The sequence below is a fragment of the Archangium sp. Cb G35 genome, assembly GCF_001896145.1.
GTDB classification, from domain to species: domain Bacteria; phylum Myxococcota; class Myxococcia; order Myxococcales; family Myxococcaceae; genus Archangium; species Archangium violaceum.
The window spans coordinates 173,697-192,736 of sequence record NZ_MPOI01000017.1 but is presented as its reverse complement, the minus strand read 5'-3'; the positions used below and the strand labels follow the sequence as shown (position 1 = coordinate 192,736).

19 protein-coding genes are annotated in these 19,040 nt (G+C 69.3%); 1 reads left to right on the top strand and 18 read right to left on the bottom strand.

Annotated elements, in window-relative coordinates:
• Positions 1–184 precede the first annotated feature (184 nt).
• A complete protein-coding gene (locus tag BO221_RS43085; protein ID WP_233166513.1) occupies positions 185–2,113 on the top strand; it encodes a hypothetical protein in 1,929 nt (642 codons plus the stop codon).
• A gap of 21 nt (positions 2,114–2,134) precedes the next feature.
• Here the strand turns inward: BO221_RS43085 and BO221_RS43080 are convergent, their stop codons facing one another.
• The 18 genes from BO221_RS43080 to BO221_RS42995 form a co-directional block, all read right to left on the bottom strand.
• Positions 2,135–3,193: a hypothetical protein gene (locus BO221_RS43080; RefSeq protein WP_073566745.1), complete on the bottom strand. Its 1,059-nt coding sequence runs from the start codon at positions 3,191–3,193 to the stop codon at positions 2,135–2,137.
• Between the two features lie 32 nt (positions 3,194–3,225).
• Entirely contained in the window at positions 3,226–3,915 is a 690-nt protein-coding gene (locus BO221_RS43075; protein ID WP_073566744.1) for a hypothetical protein, read from the bottom strand.
• 256 nt (positions 3,916–4,171) lie between these two features.
• A complete protein-coding gene (locus BO221_RS43070; RefSeq protein WP_073566743.1) occupies positions 4,172–4,609 on the bottom strand; it encodes an excinuclease ATPase subunit in 438 nt (145 codons plus the stop codon).
• A 12-nt stretch (positions 4,610–4,621) separates the two neighbouring features.
• Positions 4,622–5,860 (bottom strand): beta-ketoacyl-ACP synthase, encoded by a 1,239-nt coding sequence (locus tag BO221_RS43065; protein WP_073566742.1) that lies wholly within the window; start codon positions 5,858–5,860, stop codon positions 4,622–4,624.
• Positions 5,857–6,588, bottom strand: a complete 732-nt coding sequence (fabG, locus tag BO221_RS43060; RefSeq protein ID WP_073566741.1) for a 3-oxoacyl-ACP reductase FabG — start codon at positions 6,586–6,588, stop codon at positions 5,857–5,859. The genes BO221_RS43065 and fabG overlap by 4 nt, the downstream gene beginning before the upstream one ends.
• Complete coding sequence (locus tag BO221_RS43055) at positions 6,588–7,058, bottom strand: hotdog family protein (RefSeq protein ID WP_073566740.1); 471 nt, start codon at positions 7,056–7,058, stop codon at positions 6,588–6,590. Before BO221_RS43055 ends, fabG begins: the two co-directional genes overlap by 1 nt.
• Positions 7,058–8,239, bottom strand: coding sequence for a beta-ketoacyl-ACP synthase (locus tag BO221_RS43050; RefSeq protein ID WP_073566739.1), 1,182 nt, complete (start codon positions 8,237–8,239; stop codon positions 7,058–7,060). The genes BO221_RS43055 and BO221_RS43050 overlap by 1 nt, the downstream gene beginning before the upstream one ends.
• A 4-nt stretch (positions 8,240–8,243) precedes the next feature.
• Entirely contained in the window at positions 8,244–8,810 is a 567-nt protein-coding gene (locus BO221_RS43045) for a DUF3261 domain-containing protein (RefSeq protein WP_073566738.1), read from the bottom strand.
• Positions 8,798–10,027, bottom strand: coding sequence for an NAD(P)/FAD-dependent oxidoreductase (locus tag BO221_RS43040; RefSeq protein WP_073566737.1), 1,230 nt, complete (start codon positions 10,025–10,027; stop codon positions 8,798–8,800). The genes BO221_RS43045 and BO221_RS43040 overlap by 13 nt, the downstream gene beginning before the upstream one ends.
• Complete coding sequence (locus tag BO221_RS43035; protein WP_073566736.1) at positions 10,024–12,318, bottom strand: MMPL family transporter; 2,295 nt, start codon at positions 12,316–12,318, stop codon at positions 10,024–10,026. The genes BO221_RS43040 and BO221_RS43035 overlap by 4 nt, the downstream gene beginning before the upstream one ends.
• Positions 12,308–12,916 (bottom strand): outer membrane lipoprotein carrier protein LolA, encoded by a 609-nt coding sequence (locus tag BO221_RS43030; RefSeq protein WP_073566735.1) that lies wholly within the window; start codon positions 12,914–12,916, stop codon positions 12,308–12,310. Before BO221_RS43030 ends, BO221_RS43035 begins: the two co-directional genes overlap by 11 nt.
• Positions 12,913–13,332 (bottom strand): thioesterase family protein, encoded by a 420-nt coding sequence (locus BO221_RS43025; protein ID WP_073566734.1) that lies wholly within the window; start codon positions 13,330–13,332, stop codon positions 12,913–12,915. The genes BO221_RS43030 and BO221_RS43025 overlap by 4 nt, the downstream gene beginning before the upstream one ends.
• Positions 13,322–14,884, bottom strand: coding sequence for a histidine ammonia-lyase (gene hutH / locus BO221_RS43020; RefSeq protein ID WP_073566733.1), 1,563 nt, complete (start codon positions 14,882–14,884; stop codon positions 13,322–13,324). Before hutH ends, BO221_RS43025 begins: the two co-directional genes overlap by 11 nt.
• A complete protein-coding gene (locus BO221_RS43015; protein ID WP_198956300.1) occupies positions 14,853–15,803 on the bottom strand; it encodes an acyltransferase in 951 nt (316 codons plus the stop codon). The genes hutH and BO221_RS43015 overlap by 32 nt, the downstream gene beginning before the upstream one ends.
• Positions 15,800–16,537 (bottom strand): glycosyltransferase family 2 protein, encoded by a 738-nt coding sequence (locus BO221_RS43010; RefSeq protein ID WP_073566731.1) that lies wholly within the window; start codon positions 16,535–16,537, stop codon positions 15,800–15,802. Before BO221_RS43010 ends, BO221_RS43015 begins: the two co-directional genes overlap by 4 nt.
• Entirely contained in the window at positions 16,534–18,234 is a 1,701-nt protein-coding gene (locus tag BO221_RS43005; protein WP_073566730.1) for an AMP-binding protein, read from the bottom strand. Before BO221_RS43005 ends, BO221_RS43010 begins: the two co-directional genes overlap by 4 nt.
• Positions 18,227–18,778 (bottom strand): hypothetical protein, encoded by a 552-nt coding sequence (locus BO221_RS43000; protein WP_073566729.1) that lies wholly within the window; start codon positions 18,776–18,778, stop codon positions 18,227–18,229. The genes BO221_RS43005 and BO221_RS43000 overlap by 8 nt, the downstream gene beginning before the upstream one ends.
• Positions 18,775–19,032 (bottom strand): acyl carrier protein, encoded by a 258-nt coding sequence (locus BO221_RS42995; RefSeq protein WP_073566728.1) that lies wholly within the window; start codon positions 19,030–19,032, stop codon positions 18,775–18,777. Before BO221_RS42995 ends, BO221_RS43000 begins: the two co-directional genes overlap by 4 nt.
• Positions 19,033–19,040 lie beyond the last annotated feature (8 nt).

Here is a 19,040-nt window from a genome sequence, read left to right as displayed (position 1 = left end):
TCGAGGGTGTGGGACTGGAGCCGGAAGGCTGCCGCGCCGGGGGGGCATCAAGATACGTCACTTTCGAGCGACTCCATCACGGACGTCTGTCCGCCCGGGCTTTCCTGCCCGCGCCGCGTGTGGTTGAAACCCTGTCTCGACCTCATGCCGGAGCCGGCCAGGAGCGCGACGTATGTGGGAGCGGATGCGGAGACACAGGACGACGGCCTTGCTGTGGGCGGTGGCGCTGCTGACTGCCTGCCCGGACCCCGAGCGGCCGCTGGAGGTGCCCGAGGGTTGCAATCCGCTGGCGGCGGAGCACGACTGCCTCCTGCCATTCCCCTCGGACTACTTCCTCGCGGAGGACGGGACGCTGCCCTCGGGCCATCGCGTGCGGCTCTCCGAGGCCGCGAAGCTGAAGACGAAGGAGGGGACGGGGTTCGACTTCACGGACCTGCACCCGGCGGACGGCTGGTCGCACGGCACGCAGATCCTCGCCCTGTTTCCCGGAGGCGTGGACGTCGCCAACCTCCCGTCTCTCGAGAGCCCCGCGGCGGTCAGCGGGACCACGATGCTGCTGGACGCCGAGCAGGGAAAGGGAGTGCTCCACTTCGCCGAGCTGGACCCGCGCGCTCCGAGTGACGAGCGCCGCGCGCTCCTCTTGAGGCCCCTGGTGCGGCTGCGCAACCAGACGCGCTACATCGTGGCCCTGCGCGGGCTGCGGGCGAAGGCCGGGGGCCGGGTGCCCGTCCCCGAGGGGTTCCGCCGCATCCGTGATGGCCAGACGGAAGGAGATCCGCTCCTGGAGCCACTCGCCCGGCACTATGAGGAGCGGATCTTCCCGGTGCTCGAGGCCGCGGGCATTCCGCGCGCGGAGCTCCAACTGGCGTGGGACTTCACCACGGGGTCGGAGGAGAACGTCACCCGGGACATGCTGGAAGTGCGGCGCCTCGCGATGGAGGCGATGGAGGCCACGCCACCCGCCGTCACGGTGACGGAGGTGAAGGACGATGTGGACGCGAACATCGCCCGGCGCATCACCGGAACGCTGCGCGTGCCGCTCTTCCTGGAGAGTGCCCAACCGGGAGCGCTGCTCGCGAGGGACGAGCGGGGCCAGGTGCGGCGCAATGGGGAGGCGGAGGTGCCCTTCACGCTGCAGATACCCCGGAGTGTCTGGGGGCAGGGCGTGGCGCCGGTGCGGCTCCTCCAGTACGGCCATGGCTTCTTCGGGAGCCGGGCCGAGGCGGACTCCTCCTTCGCGAGGCCCTTCATCAACGGGGCGAAGATGGTGGTGCTCACGGTGGACTGGTGGGGCATGTCCTCCGCGGATGCGCCGGGGGTGCTGAATGACATCGCGAAGAACCCCGGCCGGACGCTGGGGTTCACGGATCGCGTGCACCAGGCGATGGCCAACCAGATCGCCGTGACCTACGCGGCGCGCACCACGCTCGGGGAGTTGGAGGAGCTGAAGGACAACGGCGTGCTCGTGTACGACCCGGCGAGTACGTACTTCTACGGCATCAGCCAGGGCCACATTCTTGGGGGCACGTATCTGGCGCTCTCGCCGCACATCGAGCGGGGAGTGCTGAGCGTGGGAGGGGTGGACTTCTCTCTGATGATGTTCCGGGCCAGGCCGTTCAGCCCGTTCCTCTCCTCCATCTCGCAGGTGCTGCCGGACGCGCTCGATCAGCAGAAGTTCGCGGCGCTGACGCAGACGGGGTTCGATCGGATCGATCCCATCACCTACGCGCCGCACGTGTTGGCGGACACGTACGCTGGAGGGCCCGCGTCGCGCCGGGTGCTGATGCAGTACGGCCTGGGAGATCCCTCGGTGCCCAACGTGGCCACCGAGATGCATGCCCGAGCGCTGGGACTGGTGCAGCAACTGCCCGCCACGAAGCGGGTGCCGGGGCTCCTGTTGCGAGAGGGCGAGGTGGACGGCTCGGCGTTGGTGCAGTTCGACTTCAAGCTGCCGGATCCGCTGCCGGGCACGGTGGCCGACCTGCCACCGGAGAACAACGCGGTCCACGAGGGCGTGCGGCGTGACGCCGAGAGCCGTGAGCAGGTGAACCGCTTCCTGACGCCAGGAGGGAAGGTCGAGGCTGTCTGCGGCGGTATCTGCTACGGCGGGTAGCGAGCACTGCGAGCGGAAGGACTACGGACGGAGGGGGGCGGCGTCCTGGATGACGAGGGGGATGAGGGGCTGACCGTCGCTCCAGACCCCGAGTGACCTGTGCTCCGGCGTGTCACCGAGCGCGTACTGACAGTCAGTCCCGTCGTAGGCGCAGCTCCTCAACGCGTCCCAGACCTTCCAGACGAAGTTCCAGTCGTAGGCATCTGCCGGGCCGCCATAGCCGGGGCCCCCCGCGGACACGCCATGCCTGCTCGACAGCAGAGGAGTGCCATGGCGGTCGGTGCGGATCATCACGAGGTCCTTGTTCTCGTCGGGGATGTGCCCGAGCTTCGGGAACACCGCGTTGCAACTCGAGTGGGCCTTGCCCTTCTCGGAGATGATCCCTTCCTCGCTCGCGTGGCACTGCAGTTTGACCGACGCGGGAATTCCGTCCAGGGGCTCGTCCAATCCGCCCTCGCCATCAGTCCCTCCGTCGTGCGGATCCTCGAGGAAGATCGCCCGCGGTGTGGGCAATCCGATGGACGCATGGCGGTTGGCGAGATTCGCCGTGAGGATTCCGCCGAATGAGAAGCCGAAGTAGCTCGTCCTCTCGAGCTGCGGCCGTACGCGCCCAGACCCGTTCAGGAACTCGAGCCCGCTCTGGATTCCCACGCGCGCGGACGTCATGCAAGGCTCGATGTCGAACGCGCCCGCGCACGGAAACGCCAACCCGGTCTGCCATCGTGGATAGATGACCACGTTGCCCTTTCGGACCGTGTGCCGGATGAGCTCGTACATCATGTCGTAGCCCGCGTACTCCCCGTACCCGTGCAGGATGATGGCGAGCGGCGCCGATGCCGGCTGCGGATGGATGGGCTCGAACACGTACCAGCCGTAGACGCCCTCGCCGCCCGAGCTCACTCGCATGTCCGCATGCGGGTAGTCGCTCCCACCCGGCCCGCTCGGAGGCTGCGCGGGTTGTTGGCTCCCGGTCTTGCCCGTGGTCTCGCGCGGCCCCGGCGGAGCGCAGCCTCCCGTCACGAGCACGCCGAGCATGACCATGAGCGCCAGTGTTCTGTTTCGCTCATGGAGCTCACGCATGGGTTTCCCCTGACCCTTCGCGACTCGCGCCGTCATTGCTTGAACTCCCAGCCAATGAAGACCGTGGGGACGAGTGTCCAGATGGCCTGCCGCACATCGTGTGCGTCGAGGATTTCTCGCGTGGACGAGATGGTTGTCGTGGCCACATGTCCATCCGCCCCCAGGAGCTTCAGGTCGACCCCGGCCACAAGCCGGTGGGGACCGTCTCCGAACCGCCAGCCTCCGCGAACGTTCGCTCCGGAAGCGAAGTTCACCAACCCTTCGCCGGCCATGTTCATGCTCTGCGAGCGCACCGCCCCGGCCCCGGTGACTCCATGCTTCGTCTGAAGCATGATGCCCAGCCCCAGGACAACGCCTCCGGCGACGAAGGCGCGTTCGGTGAGGTCGAGCTCGGCCATCAGTGTGACGTGACTCATGCCGAGCGCCGAGACACGTGACGCGGCCGGGTCTTCGATATCCCGGAGAAAGCCCCCGAGCTGGCCAATCTCCGCGACCAGGCCCAGCCGGCCGAGCTGAACACCAGGGCGAAGGGCGAGCCCACCCGCCAGCGTCCCCTCCGGGAAGAAGAAACCGCCTCCTCCGAGCTGAACGCCAAAGCGGAACGGGGGGGCGGTGTGGCTCGCGGGAGACGGGGAAGTGCCGTCGGAGACGCTGGATGGGTCTCCCTGCGCGGCAGCGGTGCCGGCGACGAGCAGGCATGAACAGAGCAGAGGTACCTTCATGGCCACCCTCCTTTCACGAACACGAGTCTCGAAGGAGCGCACGCAGCGAGTGGACCATGTCCGCACCGGGCCAGGCCACCGCTCCAGGCGCGACACGGTGACTCCAGCGTGTCCTACTACCCAGATGGCGCTCCATCGGCATTGCGGTCCAACCTTCCGCGCGCCGTGGTGGCGGGGGGCCCGAGGATGAGGGCCTCGGCGGACTCGGCGCGGGAGCGGCTCCTGGGGATGCTGGGAGCCGCCCTCGGGCCCGGAGTTACCGGGCGACCTTCGCGTATGTCCCCTTGAGGGCGACGCCAACGACGAACGTGCCCGCGTGGCACTCGTACTCGGTGGCGCTCTTGTACTCGCTCTTCTTGTAGTAGCTGACGATGTCGATCACGGCGTTCGCGCCGGACTTCTTCGCCGAATCCTGCAGGGCGATCAGCGCGGAGAGGGCGGCCCACTTGCAGCCGAACTCGTCCGTCTTCCCCACGCTGTTGGTCTTCTTGTTGCTGACGTCACTCTTCAGGGTGTCGAGCACCTTCGGCTTCTTCTGCCCCGCCAGGTAGAACTTCACCGAGCCATCGAGCTTCTCCTTCGCCTCGGGCATCTCCAGCACGTCGGCGAGCGGCAGGTGGAGCACGGTGTCGCGTGCCAGGGCGGGGCTGGAGAGGGTGAGCGCGAGCAGCGACAGGTGCAGCGTCTTCTTCATCGTGTTCCTCCATCAGTTCCATCGGCGGAAGATCAACGAGGTGTTGATGCCGCCAAAGGCGAAGTTGTTGCTCATCACGGTGCCGGTCTGGATGTCGCGGCCTTCTCCCATGAGGTAGTCCAGAGGAGCGCAGCGGGGATCCACCTGCCCGGGGGCGAGGTGCAGTGTCGGGGCGAACCAGCCCGAGCGCATCATCTCGAGGGTCATCCATGCCTCCAGCGCGCCGCAGGCCCCCAGCGTGTGGCCCATGTAGCTCTTCAGCGACGAGATGGCGATGCCCTCTCCGAAGACAGAGTGCGTGGCCGCGCTCTCCGCGAGGTCTCCATGATCCGTGGCCGTGCCGTGGGCGTTCACGTAGGCGATCTCCGAGGGGGGAATCGCCGCGTCCTCCAGCGCCAGCCGCATGGCCTGGGCCATGGTGTCCGAGCTGGGCTGGGTGACGTGCCGGCCGTCGCTGTTGGTCCCATAGCCGATGAGCTCGGCGTGGATCTTCGCGCCTCGCGCCCGGGCATGCTCCAACTCCTCCAGCACCAGGGTGCAGGCGCCTTCTCCCAGCACCAGGCCATCCCGCTGTGAGTGGAAGGGCCGGGGACTCTGCTCCGGCGTGTCGTTGTGCTTCGTGCTCGTGGCGAACAAGGTGTCGAACACGGCCGCTCCGGTGGCGTCGAGCTCCTCGGCGCCCCCCGCGAGCATGGCCACCTGCCGTCCCAGCTTGATGGCCTCGTAGGCATAGCCGATGCCCTGGCTGCCCGAGGTGCACGCGCTGGAGGTGGTGATGATGCGCCCCGTGATGCCAAACAAGACGCCGATGTTCACCGCGGCCGTGTGGGACATCATCCGCAGGTACGTCGTGGCGGTGATGCCCTCGGTGGTCTTCTCCGTCACCATCCGGCCGAAGTCCCCCAGGCTGGAAGGCGTCCCCGCGGAGGAGCCGTAGGAGATGCCCAGCCGGCCGCTCTTCACCAGCGGCTCTCCCAGGAGTCCCGCGTCCGCGAGCGCGAGCTCACTGGCGCGCGTGGCCATCAGCGCCACCCGTCCCATGCTGCGCGTGTTCTTGCGGGAGTAGAGCTGCGCGGGCAGCTCGAAGGGAGCGGCGGGCGCGCCGAGCCACGTGTTCAGGCCCTGGTACTGCTTCCACTCCTCCATCACCTGCACGGCGTTGCGGAGCGACCTCAGCCTCGCCTCCACCGACTTCCAGTCGTGGCCCAGGGGGCTGATGGCGCCGATGCCGGTAACGACGACCCTCTTCATCCGAGCATCCCCCCGTTCACCGAGATGACCTGCCGCGTGATGTAGCTGGCCTCCTCTCTCATGAGGAAGCTGACCACGGCCGCCACCTCCTCGGGGGTCCCCATGCGCTGGGCGGGGATGAGCTTGAGCGCGTGCTCGAGCACGTGGGGGTCCATCATCTCCGTGTCGATGAGCCCGGGGGCCACGCAGTTCACCGTGATGTCGCGCTTGGCCAGCTCCACCGCCAGGGCCTTGGTCGCGCCGATGATGCCGGCCTTCGCCGCGCTGTAGTTCACCTGCCCCCGGTTGCCCATGAGGCCGGAGACCGAGGACAGGGTGACGATACGCCCCGGCTTGCGCCGCCGCACCAGGGGCATGGTGAGCGGGTTGAGCACGTTGTAGAAGGCATCGAGGTTGGTGTGGATGACCGCGTCCCAGTCCTCCGCGGGCATGGACGGGAAGGCGTTGTCCCGGGCGATCCCCGCGTTGCACACCACGCCGTAGTAGCAGCCGTGCGCCTCCACATCGGCGAGCAGCGCCTGCTGCGTCGCGGCGCGGTCGGACACGTCGAACTGGAGCACGCGGACCTTGCGCCCCAGCTCGCGAATCTGCCCGGCCACGGCCTCCGCCTGCTCGAGCTGGCTGCGGCAGTGCAGTACGACGTCGAAGCCGTCGCGCGCCAGGCGCAGCGCGATGGCGCGGCCAATGCCCCGGCTCGAGCCCGTCACCAGCACCGTTTGCTCACTCATCAGTCACCACTCCCGGTCTCCAGCCTCAATGCTTCGCTTCCATCCGGTGGTTCGAACACCGTCAGCGCGGCCGTGGCCACCGTCGCGCCATCCATCGCGATGCGACAGTCGAACTGGCCCAGTCCGTTCTCCGCCCAGAACTGCCGGCGGACCTCGATGCGCAGCCTCTCACCCGCCTTGAAGGCGGGCCGGCCGCAGTCGTAACTGCGGGTGCCGAGCAGGAACCCATTCTTCGGCGTCTCGCCGCGTTGCCGCGCGTGCCAGCCGGCCCAGGCGGCGATCGCCTGGGCCATGAACTCGACGCCCACCCATCCTCCCACGCCGCCATTCTCGAAGAAGAGACAGTCCTCGCGGATGGTCACCTCGGCCACCAGGCTCTCCTCGTCGCCCTCGAGAGCCCGGTCGAGCAGGCTCATGCGGCCGGTATGGGGGAGCAGCTCGGCGATGGTGTAGTCGGTGACCGTGGACATCAGGCGCTTCCCAGGATGAGGACGGCGTTGCTTCCGCCAAAGGCGAAGGAGTTGCTCAGAACATAGCGGAGCGGGCGTCCGAGCGTGTAGCCGCGTCTCACCAGGGAGAGGGCGGGGAGCGAGGGATCCGCCTCCCCATCCCACCAGTGGGCAGGCAGACGGCCCTGGGGGTTGCCGGTCAGGGTGAGCCAGCAGATCGCCGCCTCGATGGCGCCCGCGGCCCCCAGCGTGTGGCCGGTGAGCGGTTTGGTCGAGCTGGCCGGAATGCCCCCGCCGAGCAGCGCATGCACCGCGTGGCTCTCCATGGCGTCGTTCTGGGGGGTCGCGGTTCCGTGCAGGTTGACGTAATCGAGCTCGGAGGGAGCGAGGCCCGCGCGCTCCAGCGCGGCCCGCATGGCGGCCAGCGCCCCCCGGCCCCCGGGCTCCGGCGCGGAGATATGGTGGGCGTCCGAGGACTCGCCCCAGCCCGCGAGCCGCACGGGCCCCGGCTCGCGCGTCATCACGAACAGGGCCGCGCCCTCGCCGATGTTGATGCCGCGGCGGTTCACGCTCATGGGATTGCAGCGCGCCTCGCTCACCGAGTCGAGCGCGGAGAAGCCGGCCACGGTGAAGCGGCACAGGGCGTCGGCGCCGCCCGTCACCACCGCATCGGCCATTCCCGCCCGTAGCAGGCGCGCGGCGCTGGCCAGGGCCTTGGCGCTGGAGGAGCAGGCCGTGGAGATGACGAAGGACGGGCCGGTCACGCCCAGCACGTGGTTCAGCGCCAGGGCCGGCGAGCCCAGCTCCTGCTGCCGCACGTGGAATTCCGGAGGCATCTGGCCCGTGGCCAGGTACCTGGCGATGGCGGTCTCGCTCTCGCCGATGCCCGAGGTGCTGGTGCCGAGGACGATGGCCACGCGCTCCCGCCCGTAGCGGGCGATGGCCGCATCGACGGCGGGACGGATCTCCGCCAGCGCCGTGAGCAGCAGCGCGTTGTTCCGGCTGCGCAGGGGCGCGGGGAGCACCCCTGTCTCCGCGAGCGGTGACGTGACGAGCCCTACGTGCAGTGTCTTCGCGGCGAAGTCATCGCTGGGGGCCACGCCCGCCGGCGCGTCGCCGAAGAGGGCGGTGGTTACCTCCTGCTTGCCGCGGCCCATGGCACAGACGAGGCCCAGTTGATTGAGGAAGACGGGCGGATTCATGGGGTCATTCATCAGCCGGGCGGGACTCGATGGTCAGCCGGTAGTGCTCCGCGTGGTTGAGCAACTCCGCGCGCCCCACATGGCGTGGCTCGCCATCGTATCGCACCGTCACCCATTCCCTGCCGGTCTCGAGCAGGGCGCGACGGCCAGGGCTCTCCTCCAGGGTCCAGCCTGGCGGGAGGGCGGAGCGGAGTGCCTCGGCTGGCCAGTAGACCAACTGGACGTCCCGGAGGACCTGGCGCGACTGGAGCTGAGCGGGCACGTGCGGGTCCCGCTGCTCCGCGAGCACGGTGCCATCCCACTGCATCGTGAACACGCGCCGGCCGAGCATGAATCCAGCCAGACGCAGCGCCGAGGTGTCGATCTCCAGCAGGGCCTCGAGGGAGCGGGGGCCTTCCGGGTCGGCGTCGTGAGCGAAGCTCAGGTTCTGTGCCAGGCTCACGGTTTCACCGAACGCGGCCGGAGAGAGCTCGAGCACGGGCAGGGACACCGCGGGCGCCGCGGGCCGGGTAGGCGTCGTGGCGCACGCGGCGAGATGGAGCAGGGCGGCGGTGTGAATCAGGCGGCGCACAGGGCCTCGAGCACCCCGAGCCGGCGCTTGCTGTCTGCCACGTAGGGGTTGTTCTTGTCCCAGGCATAGCCCGCGAGGATCGCGGAGAGCATCCGGCGGACCTCCTGGGACGGGTTCGGGTGGAAGAGGACCTGCTGGAAGCCTCCGGCATACCAGGACTCGACGAAGGTGCGGAACGTATCCACGCCGGCCTTGAGCGGTACGGCGTAGTCGCGCTCCCAGTCCACCGGCTCCCCAGCGAAGGTGCGCGCGAGGCAGTCCGAGGCCAGGCTCGCCGACTTGAAGGCGATGGTCACGCCCGAGGAGAACACCGGATCCAGGAACTCGCCCGCGTTCCCCAGCAGCGCGAAGTTCCTGCCCCACAGCGACTTCACGTTGGCGGCGTAGCCGGTGAGCGACCGCGCCGGCGTGTCCCAGACCGCGTCCTTCAAGAGGGCGGAGAGCGAGGGGTCCTCCGCGACGATCGCCTTGAGGCGCTCGATTTCCGTTCCCTGGTACTGCTCGAGGAACTCGCGCTTCGCCACCACGCCCAGGGAGCAGCGGCCGTTGGAGAAGGGGATGGTCCAGTACCACACGTGCACGTGCTCGGGATGCACGGTGATCCGGATCTTGTTCCGGTCGAAGCCGCCCGGAGCGACCCGGTCCTCGACGTGGGTGAAGAGGGCGCCACGCACCGGGAAGTTGGAGGGCGTCTCCAGCTTCAGGAGCTTCGGGAGGACCCGGCCGAAGCCGCTGGCATCCAGGAGGAAGCGGGCCTGGACACGGTACGTCTCGCCCTCGGGCGAGCGGGCGGTCACCTGGGGCTGCTCCCCGTCGACGTCGACCGACAGGACCTCGTGGCGGTAGCGCACGGTGGCACCCATCCGCTCGGCGGCCTTCGCCAGCACTTCATCGAACTGGGCGCGCTGCACCTGGTACGTGGTGCCCCAACCCGGGGAGAACTTCTCCCGGAAGTCGAAGTCCGTGAACTTGTCGCCCCGCACGAAGGCCGCGCCGTTCTTGTACTGGAAGCCCGCCTCGACGACGTCGCGCATCATCCCCGCCGCCTCGATGTACTCCATGCTCTGCGGCAGCAGGCTCTCTCCGATGGAGAAGCGAGGGAACTGCTCGCGCTCCAGCACCAGCACCTCGCGGCCCTGCTTGCGCAGCAGCCCCGCCGCCACCGAGCCCGCGGGGCCCGCGCCAATGATGAGGATCTCCGTCTTCTCGCTTCTCATGTGATGTCCTTGCCCGAAGGCATTCTGAAACAAGGGGTTAGAATCCAGATGGCTACCTCGCCCAGGAGCATGGCGAGGCCGAAGGTGCGCAGGGCCGGTGTGGCCGAGAGCCCCAGGAGCCCGAAGGAGAGGAGGGTGCTCACGCCGGCCAGGGCCACCGCCACCCATGCGGAACCGTCTCCCGGGTGCTCCAACAGGAAGATGCCGTAGTCCACGCCCATTCCCAGCAGGAGCAGCAGGCCCAGCACGGTGAACAGCTGCAGCGGCTCTCCCACCCAGCCGAAGAAGGCCAGCGTGATGAGGGTTCCCAGCGCCGAGGGGACCCAGGCCCGCCAGGCCTCGCGCTTGAAGCGGGCGAGCAGCATCACCAGCACCGCGAGGTAGCCCGCCACGATGAGCCCGCCCATGAGCCGCCGGTAGCGGCCCATCAGCCGGGAGATCTCCTCCGTCTTGTCCACCCAGCGCACGCCCTCCAACCCGTGAGCGGCCTCGGCCAGCCGGGAGAGGACCGCCGGGCCCTCGAGGCCCCGCAGCATCAGCACGCTGTACTGCTTGCCGCCCAGTGGACCCAGCCACTGCTGCCGGATGGCCGGTGCGGCGGGACTGGAGAGGAACCGCGAGGGGGTGAGGACGTCGTTGGCGAACCGTGCGCGCGAGGGCTCCTCTCCCGTGGCGGCGGCGACGGCGGCCACGGCCTGCTGCTCCGCGCGGGCACTCAGCTCCGCGTCCGCACGCTGCTGCGAGGCGGGCGGCAGCCAGTCCGAGACGGCGCGGTAGCCTGTCAGGACCCCGTCCGCCACCAGTGCGTCCAGCCGCTGCTTCAGCGACACCTCACGTTGGAGGACCTGCTCTTCGTCCCCACCCTCGACGAGGAAGAGCTGGGCCGGGCTGGGCAGGCCCAGCAGTCTTCCCAGCTCGCGCTGGTCCTCGAGCAGGTTCGCGGGTGCCCCTTGCAACTGGCGGATGTCATCGCGCGTCTCCAACCGCCACAGCCCTCCCGCGATCACCACCAGGAGCCCCGCCATCGCCAGCCACCACCGTTTCTCGGAGGTGATGCGTGGCCAGCGCGACAGGGAGACGGAGACACGCTCGGCGAACGCGGTCTCCGGCAGGTCGCCGAGATCGAACGTGGGGAACCAGCAGAGCACGGTGAGGAACGCGCCCACCAGACCCGCGGCGGCGAACACCGCCATCTGGCGAAGGCCTGGAAAGGGCGCCAGTCCCAGCGCCAGGTAGGCCACCACGCTGGTGAGGAGCGCCAGGAGCATGCCGGGCAGGAGGAAGCGCATCACCCGGCCGCGCTCGGCGGCGGGCTTGCCCTGGCGGGCGGCGAAGTAGTGGAAGCCGTAGTCCTCCGCGACACCGACGAGGCTCGCGCCGAACACCAGGGTGAGGAGGTGGACCTGGTCGAAGAGCAGGGCGGTGACGCTCAGCGCCACGCCGCAGCCGATCACCAGGGACACCCCCACCAGCACGATGGGGCGCAGCGAGCGGAAGGTGAGCCAGACCAGCAGCAGCACGGCCACGAGGGAGCCGAGGCCGATGGTGGAGATCTCCCTGCTGGCCTGCGAGGCGGCGGCCTCCGCGTACAGCGGCACCCCCGCGGCCACCAACCGGCCCCCGGGAATGGCGGCCACCGCGGCCCGGGCGCGCTCCACGGCGGCCGTGACCTTCGCGCCGTCACCCAGGGCGAACGCCGACACCTGGCTCTGCCAGGTCAGCAGCACCCACTCGCGGCCCTCGCCGGAGAGCCAGAGCCGTCCGTCACGCGGCCTCGCCTCGCTCTCGGCGGCGCGGGCCGCCCACCAGTCGGGCCACAGGCCCAGCGGGTCGTCGCTCCAGCCGGTCAACCTGGGGCCCGCGGGCTGGTACAGCTTCATCAGCGCCGTACCGCCCAGCTCCTCCGGCGTCGCGCGGGCCAGCCACGCGCGCTGGGCCGGTGTCAGCAACCGGTCCCGGTACGGGCGGTAGAACTCCACCGCGGCGTCCAGGGCGGTGGCGTCCACGCGGGCGGGCTCCAGCGGCGCGCCGGCTTTGGAGAGTGCCTCCGTGGCGGCCTCCGCCGCGCGCTGGGCGGATTCCCAATCCGGAGCGCCCACCAGCAGCACCAACTGCCGGCCCGACTCATCCGCGAGCTTCCGGGTGGCGGCGCCCACTTCGGGTGCCTGCTCATCCTCGGGTAGCAGCGCCAGGATGTCGGTCTCCAGCCGCGCCGAGCGCCAGAACCGGACCTGGTGTACGCCCACGGCGAGTACGAGCAATGCCCAGACGATGGCCAGCCTATTTCCCAAGGCGCTCCGTCTCCGTGGCACTGGGCGGGGGCGTTTGCGCCAGCTGCGTGAACTGGATGAGGCTCGAGTCCCCGCTGGTCTCCTCCAGTTGCACCTGCCGCACGAACTGGTCGCCTTCCAGGCGGATGACGCGGAAGACACGTGCGAGTCCCGCGTCCGTCGGCGTGAGCGTCAGCCGCCAACCGTCCGCGCCCACCAGCTCGCCCTCGATCCGGAAGCGAGTGGAGAGCGAGCCCACATCCCCGGAGAGGAGCGCGAAGAGGAACTCGTTCATGGCGGCCAGCGCCGGCTCGCGGCTCGCGTCCAGGTGGTAGGCGCCGCCGCCCGTCTTCTGCTCCGCGCTCAGCGACTTGCGGGTCAACGTCAGGGTCGAGGCGAAGGGCGCGCGGGTATCCCAGAGCAGTCCCTTCCCCTTCGACAGGAGGAACTCGCCACGGGAGAGCAGCGGCTTCTTGAAGCCGGCCACCGTCTTCTTCTGTTCGAACTGCCCCCGGAGGAGCGGAGGGTCCGCCAGGCGCGAGCGGATGCCCGTCAGCAGCTCGGAGGCGCTGGCGGTGGTGCACAGCAGCACGCAGGCGAGGGCGAGCAGGCGCTTCATCCGGGCATCACCCCCAGCCGCTCCCACAGCACGCGGGGGCAGAGGTACTGCATCTCCCGGGTTTCCATCGAGACGGCGACCTGGATGGTGTGGGCCTGGTTCACCTTGTGGCCGGTGTCCGCGTCACGGATGAGGTAGTCGATCCTCAGGCGGTTCTCCCATTCGGTGATTTCGGCGCGGATCCGCAGCTTCTGCCCGTAGATCACGGGCCGCACGTACTTCAGCCGCATGTCCACGATGGGCCACATGAAGCCCGACGCCTTCATCTGCGGGTAGTCATAGTTGAACTTCGACAGCAGCGCGCAGCGGGCCAGCTCCAGGTATTTCGCGTAGTTGCCGTGCCAGACGATGTCCATCGGATCGAGGTCATGGAAGGCGGGGGACAGCTCGAGCTCATGGCTGAGATCAGGCTTCATAGAGCCTCCACTCGCGGGCACGGATCGCCGTGAGGAGCCCCTGGAGCTCACGGTCCAGGGCACGGTCCTCCTCCACCAGGGGGATACGCTTCTCCAGGTCCGCCTGCATGGCCGAGAGCGTGGGGCCGAGGCGCAGCTCGCCGTCCACGCGCTGGCGCAGCGCCACGCCCTGTCTGCTGGCGATGAGCATGGCGGCCACCACCTGCTCGGAGAGCTCCAGCACGCGCAGGCAGTCTCGCGCGGCGATGGTGCCCATGCTCACCTTGTCCTGGTTGTGGCACTCGGTGGAGCGGGAGAAGATGGAGGCCGGCAGGGTCTGCTTGAGGGCCTCGGCGGTCCAGGCGGAGACGCTGATCTGCACCGCCTTGAGGCCATGGTTGATCGCCGCGCGCTCCCCGGTGGCACCGGAGAGATTGGGCGGCAGCCCGTGGTTGAAGCGGGAGTCGACCAGCAGCGCGAGTTGGCGGTCGAGCAGGTCGGCCACGTTGGCCACGGCGTTCTTCAGGCTGTCCATGGCGAAGGCGATGTGCCCGCCGTAGAAGTGGCCACCGTGGAGCACGCGCTCCCCATCCGGGTCGATGATGGGGTTGTCGTTCGCGCTGTTCAGCTCGTTCTCGATCTGCGTGCGGAAGAAGGGCAGCGCGTCCTCCAGGACGCCAATCACGTGTGGCGCGCAGCGCAGCGAGTAGCGGTCCTGCAGCCGCTTCTCGTTGCGGCTGGGCCGGTCCGCGGTGAGATCCACGCGCAGGCGGGCCGCCACGCGCTGGGGGCCCGCGTGAGGCTTCACCGCGAACAGCGCCTCGTCGAAGTGGTGGGCGTTGCCGGCGCTGGCCAGCACGTTGAAGGCAGTGATGCGCGTGGCCAGTTGGCACAGGTACTCTGCGCGCTCCCACGCCAGACAGGCCAGGGCGGTCATCACCGCCGTGCCGTTCATGATGGCCAGCCCCTCCTTGGGGCGCAGCCGCAGGGGCTTGATGCCGAGCTGGGCCAGGACCTCCGCCGCCGGCCGCCGGGCCCCGCGGTACCAGACCTCGCGCTCGCCGCAGAGCACCGCCGCCACGTAGGAGAGCGGGGTGAGGTCCCCACTGGCACCCACCGAGCCCTCGGCCGGAATCAGCGGCAGGATGTCGTGTCTGAGCAGCAGTTCGAGCTGCCTCAAGAGTGCCATGCCCACGCCGGAGACGCCCTGGGCGAGCGAGGCCAGCCGCGTCGCCAGCACGGCGCGCGTCTCCTCGGGCGTGAGGAACCGGCCCGTCCCGCAGCCGTGGTACGTGTAGAGATGATGCGGCAGCTCCGGCACGAGGCTGGGCGGAATCGTGACGGTGCACGAGTCGCCGTAGCCGGTGGTCACGCCGTAGATGACCCCGTCCTCGGCCAGCAGCCGGTCGAGGAACTCCGCGCCCCGGGTGATCCGGCGCAGGAACTCAGGGGCGGTACTCAGCTCGGCACTGCATTCACGCCGCGAGAGCGCACACACATCCTCGAGGGTGAGCCGGCTTCCATCGAAGTACACCGAGCGCTCAGGCTGGAGGCTTTGCAGAGACAGAGACATGGGCTTGGTCCCAGAAGGGGAAGAAGTTGAACCAGTCGAAGGGCGAGCGCTTCAGCAGCGCGGTCAGCCGCTCGGCATAGTGCTGGGCGTAGCCGCTCAGCGCCGCCTCACGCCTGCCGCGAGGAAGCTCGACGCGCTCGGCCAGACACTCGAAGCGGATGGTGTAGCCGGGGCCCTCGTGGATGCAGCCCAGCAGATAGAGCGGGCACTTCAACAGGGCCGCCAGCACGTAGGGGCCCACGGGAAAGGGGGCGGGGTGGTCGAGGAACCCGACGCTCACCGTCTGGTTGGAATTCACCGGGACCCGGTCTCCCGCGATGACCACGAACTCGCCCGCGGCCACGCGCTCGTTCAACGCGACGGCGGTGGCCGGGCCCAGCTCGCTGACCTCCATCAGGCGCAGGTCGCTGTCCGGGTTGAGCCGCTTGAGCAGGCGGTTGAACTGCTCGGCGTGCCGGGTGTGCACCAGCAGGTTGAGCTTCACTTCACCCCGCCGTTCGGCCATGGCTCGGCACAGCTCGAGACAGCCCAGGTGGGCGGTGATGATGACGCCACCCTTGCCCGCCTTGGCCGCCTCGTAGAAGGACTCGCGTCCCTCGGTGCGCACCTGCTCGAAGCGGTAGCGGCCACTGACGGCCAGGAGCTTGTCGAGCATCGTCTCGGCGAAGAGCGCGACGTGGCGCAGGCTGTCCCGCCAGCCGGGCCGCCTGCCGAGTGCCCCGGTGGAGGCCTCCATCCTCTCCAGGTACTGCAAGGAGGCCTGACGCACCAGTGGCCGGGCCAGCCAGTGCACCGTGACCACTGGATAGAGACAGAGGCGGAACGGCCAGCGCCCCAGCAGCCGGTGAATCCAATAGAGCAGCCAGATTCCGGCGACGAAGGTGCTCTCGCCCATCTCGGCCCAATGCCGGGTTCTCACGCTGTCACCTTCCTCCACAGGAGCAGCGGCAGGCGCACCAGCATTCCGAAGAAGAGCCGGGCATGCATGCGGGAGATCCGCACGTTGTCCCAGAGGACATCGAAGTGGGAGATGCCGTCGCTCGGGTAGCGGACCGGGGTGGGGTTGTTGACGATGCCCATCCCTCGCCAGAACAGCCGCACCAGGACCTCCACGTCGAAATCCATCCGCTTGCCCAGCTTCACCGTGTCGAGGAGCTGGACGGTGGGCTCCAGCGGATAGACGCGGAAGCCGCACATGGAGTCACGGATGGTGAAGGACAGCGTGTTGATCCACACCCAGATGTGGGTGGCGTAGCGGCCATAGAGGCGGCCCTTGGGCACCGAGGCGTCATAGACCGGGGTGCCGCAAATGAGCTTCTCGGGACTCTGCTCCGCCAGGTGCAGGAAGCGGGGGATGTCGGAGGTGTCGTGCTGGCCGTCGGCGTCGATCTGCAGCGCATGGCTGAAGCCCCGCTCCTTGGCCGCGCGCAGGCCGGCCATCATCGCGCCGCCCTTCCCCTGGTTCTCGGGTAGCCGGACGAGCTCGATGCCGGAGCGATCTCCCTCGGCCAGCGCGTCCAGCACCGCCGCGCAGCCCGGCTCACTCCCGTCGTCGACCAGCACGCAGGGCAGGCCCTGAGCCCGCACACCATCCACCACCGCGCCCACCGCCTCGCCGTGGTTGTAGACCGGAATCACCGCGCAGACCTTCATACATTGGCTCCGCCGAAGACGATTCGACCGCTGGCATGGACACCGGCGTCGGAAGTCAGCTTGAAATCGAGGCTTCCGCGCTCTTTCTTCCAGGTGAGCTCCAGCGTGAGGCTCGTGCCGGGCTGGATGACCCGTTGGAACTTCAACGCCGCCAACCGCAGGAAGTCGGGGGGAAGCGTGAAGAGCTCGCGGCCGAAGTGGATGGCCCAGTGCACCTGGGTGACGCCGGGCAGGATGGGGGTGCCGGGAAAGTGGCCCTCGAAATACGGCGAGTCCGCCGAGGCCTCGAGGGTCAGCAGGGCGCGGCCGGCGGACTGCTCGAGCACGCGCGCCCGGGGCCTGCGGGGATCGAAGAGGGCGGCCAGTGCTGCTTCGGTGGACTTTCCCTGGCTGTTGACCGGCATGGCCTCCAGATACCGGAACCGGCGCGGGAAGGCACTGGGCTCGAAGCGCGAAGTGAGCTGCTGCCTGAGCGCCTGGTTCAGGGCACGCTTGCCTCCCTCCCCATGCAGCTTCCAGCCTGCCTCCGAGGGCACCGCCACCACCGCCAGCGTCAGCCGGTGGCCTTCCTCGAGCGGCAGCACCCGGGCCTCGCGCAGCAGCCCACCCTCGAGCAGCGTCCGCTCCAGGGCGCTCAGCGACACGCGCTTTTCCTCGAGCTTCAGGAGGCGATCGCCCCTCCCGAGCAGCTCGAAGCCCTCCGGCAACAGCCGCACGCGATCCTCGGTCCGCAGCCAGTCCCCCTCGGGCAGGTCCAGGTGCGGCGAGCGGACGGTCAGCATCTCCTCCCGGGTGCCCACCTCGACGCCGGGCATCACGCGCCAGGCGAGCGCGTCGTCCCCGGTGCGCTGCCTCCAGGCGATGCCGCCAGTCTCCGAGCTGCCGTAGACCTCGACGGGCGCCTGGCCCAGAAGCGCGCGGCAGGCCTGTAACGCCTCGAGGGGCAGCGGGCCTCCCGAGGAGAACAGCGTGCGCAGGTTTCCGCGGACCTGGGCCCAGTCCAGCATGTCCGGCAGGCGCTTGAGGTGGGCGGGACTGGCGATCAGCCCGGCGGGGCCCTGTCGCAGCGCGGCCACGATGTCCTCGGGGTAGGTGAGGCCGTGGGCCGCGAAGGGCCGGCCCGCCGTCAGCGGCCAGAGCACCCGGAAGAGCAGTCCGTAGATGTGCTGGTGCGAGACGGTGGAGACGACGCGGGCCTCGCCGAGCCGCTCCTCGAACAGGGCCGCCAGCGTCGCCACCTCGCGCGTCAGCTGGCGGAGGCGCTTGGGAATGGCGGTGGGCTCGCCGCTGGAGCCCGAGGTGTAGATCACCAAGGCTCGTGCCTCCGGGGAGAGCGGCGTCCATCCCCCCTCGCGCCCCTCGCCGGGCGACAGCGGTGCGTACTCCGCTGGAATCTTCCCGGCGAAACCATCCACCTCGTCGCGCAGCCTCGCCAGCGTCGCGGGCTGGGCGTCGGCGGGGAGGTAGACGCACACTCCCGCATGCCACGCGCCGAGCAGGGCGGCGGAGAACTCGAAGGTGTCGTCGAAGTAGAGCGCCTGGCGCCGGCCACCGTGGCGCTCGAAGGCCGCGCGCCAGCCCGCTGCCCGCACCACGAGGGACGCGAAGCCCACGGCCCCGCCCTCGCGGAGGGCGACCGGATGCCCGGGGAGCCGCCCCCGGCTCATGAGCTGCTCGAGCCCGATGAGCTCAGCCATGGACGTGCCTTGCCCTCACCCGTTGCCTCACCACCCACTCCACGGCGAAGAGCACGCCCATCAGCACGTACGAGATGAGCCCGTTGTACAGCGCCCACGTCTCATCACTGGCCCCAATCGCCGTGAAGAGCGCGATGCCTCCGTTGAGCACGAAGAACCCGCACCACACCTGCGTCACCCGGCGGGTGTAGCTCACCCCCGAAGCGGGGAGCTCGGGCTCGCGCAGGCGTGCCAGGCGCTCGATGACGCTGGGGGGATAGGCGAGGCTGGTGGCGAAGACGGCGAGCAGGACCGTGTTCACCAGGACCGGGTAGAGCTTCAACGGCAGGGCATGGTTGCCAAGCATGCAGGAGGCCGCGAGCGCGAGGGCGCCCACGGCCGCGGCCAGCCAGACACGCTCGCGCGTCGCCACCGCGCGCACCACGGCCATTCCCGCCAGCGGCAGGGCCATCCAGCGAGGCTCGAAGTGGCCCAGTCCCAGGTAGACCAGGGGCGGGTACGCGAGGCTCAGCAGGCCGAGCAGGGCCGGACGAAGGAACTTCACGCCGCGGCGGACTCGTCGAGGAGCTCGTGCAGGGCATCGACCACGTCCTGCAGCGTACGCACCGACTTGAAGACCTCCGGAGGCACGCGCTTGCCGGCCACCGGCTTGAGCTGCACGAGCAGATCGATCGCATCGATGCTGTCGATGTCCAGGTCGTCATGGAGCCGGGCCTCGGGGGTGATCCGCGCCGGCTCGATGTCGAAGGTCTCTTGCAGGATCGCGCTCAGCCGCTCGAACAGTTGATTCTTGGTCATGGTGACTC

What these genes read in the sequence shown, in the direction of transcription:
- BO221_RS43040 (WP_073566737.1), bottom strand. Translation starts at nt 10,027, where the DNA reads ATGAGAAGCGAGAAGACGGAGATCCTCATCATTGGCGCGGGCCCCGCG.
- hutH (WP_073566733.1), bottom strand. Translation starts at nt 14,884, where the DNA reads ATGTCTCTGTCTCTGCAAAGCCTCCAGCCTGAGCGCTCGGTGTACTTC.
- BO221_RS43030 (WP_073566735.1), bottom strand. Translation starts at nt 12,916, where the DNA reads ATGAAGCGCCTGCTCGCCCTCGCCTGCGTGCTGCTGTGCACCACCGCC.
- BO221_RS43075 (WP_073566744.1), bottom strand. Translation starts at nt 3,915, where the DNA reads ATGAAGGTACCTCTGCTCTGTTCATGCCTGCTCGTCGCCGGCACCGCT.
- BO221_RS43025 (WP_073566734.1), bottom strand. Translation starts at nt 13,332, where the DNA reads ATGAAGCCTGATCTCAGCCATGAGCTCGAGCTGTCCCCCGCCTTCCAT.
- BO221_RS43005 (WP_073566730.1), bottom strand. Translation starts at nt 18,234, where the DNA reads ATGGCTGAGCTCATCGGGCTCGAGCAGCTCATGAGCCGGGGGCGGCTC.
- BO221_RS43080 (WP_073566745.1), bottom strand. Translation starts at nt 3,193, where the DNA reads ATGCGTGAGCTCCATGAGCGAAACAGAACACTGGCGCTCATGGTCATG.
- BO221_RS43010 (WP_073566731.1), bottom strand. Translation starts at nt 16,537, where the DNA reads ATGAAGGTCTGCGCGGTGATTCCGGTCTACAACCACGGCGAGGCGGTG.
- fabG (WP_073566741.1), bottom strand. Translation starts at nt 6,588, where the DNA reads ATGAGTGAGCAAACGGTGCTGGTGACGGGCTCGAGCCGGGGCATTGGC.
- BO221_RS43055 (WP_073566740.1), bottom strand. Translation starts at nt 7,058, where the DNA reads ATGTCCACGGTCACCGACTACACCATCGCCGAGCTGCTCCCCCATACC.
- BO221_RS43065 (WP_073566742.1), bottom strand. Translation starts at nt 5,860, where the DNA reads ATGAAGAGGGTCGTCGTTACCGGCATCGGCGCCATCAGCCCCCTGGGC.
- BO221_RS43050 (WP_073566739.1), bottom strand. Translation starts at nt 8,239, where the DNA reads ATGAATCCGCCCGTCTTCCTCAATCAACTGGGCCTCGTCTGTGCCATG.
- BO221_RS43085 (WP_233166513.1), top strand. Translation starts at nt 185, where the DNA reads ATGCGGAGACACAGGACGACGGCCTTGCTGTGGGCGGTGGCGCTGCTG.
- BO221_RS42995 (WP_073566728.1), bottom strand. Translation starts at nt 19,032, where the DNA reads ATGACCAAGAATCAACTGTTCGAGCGGCTGAGCGCGATCCTGCAAGAG.
- BO221_RS43070 (WP_073566743.1), bottom strand. Translation starts at nt 4,609, where the DNA reads ATGAAGAAGACGCTGCACCTGTCGCTGCTCGCGCTCACCCTCTCCAGC.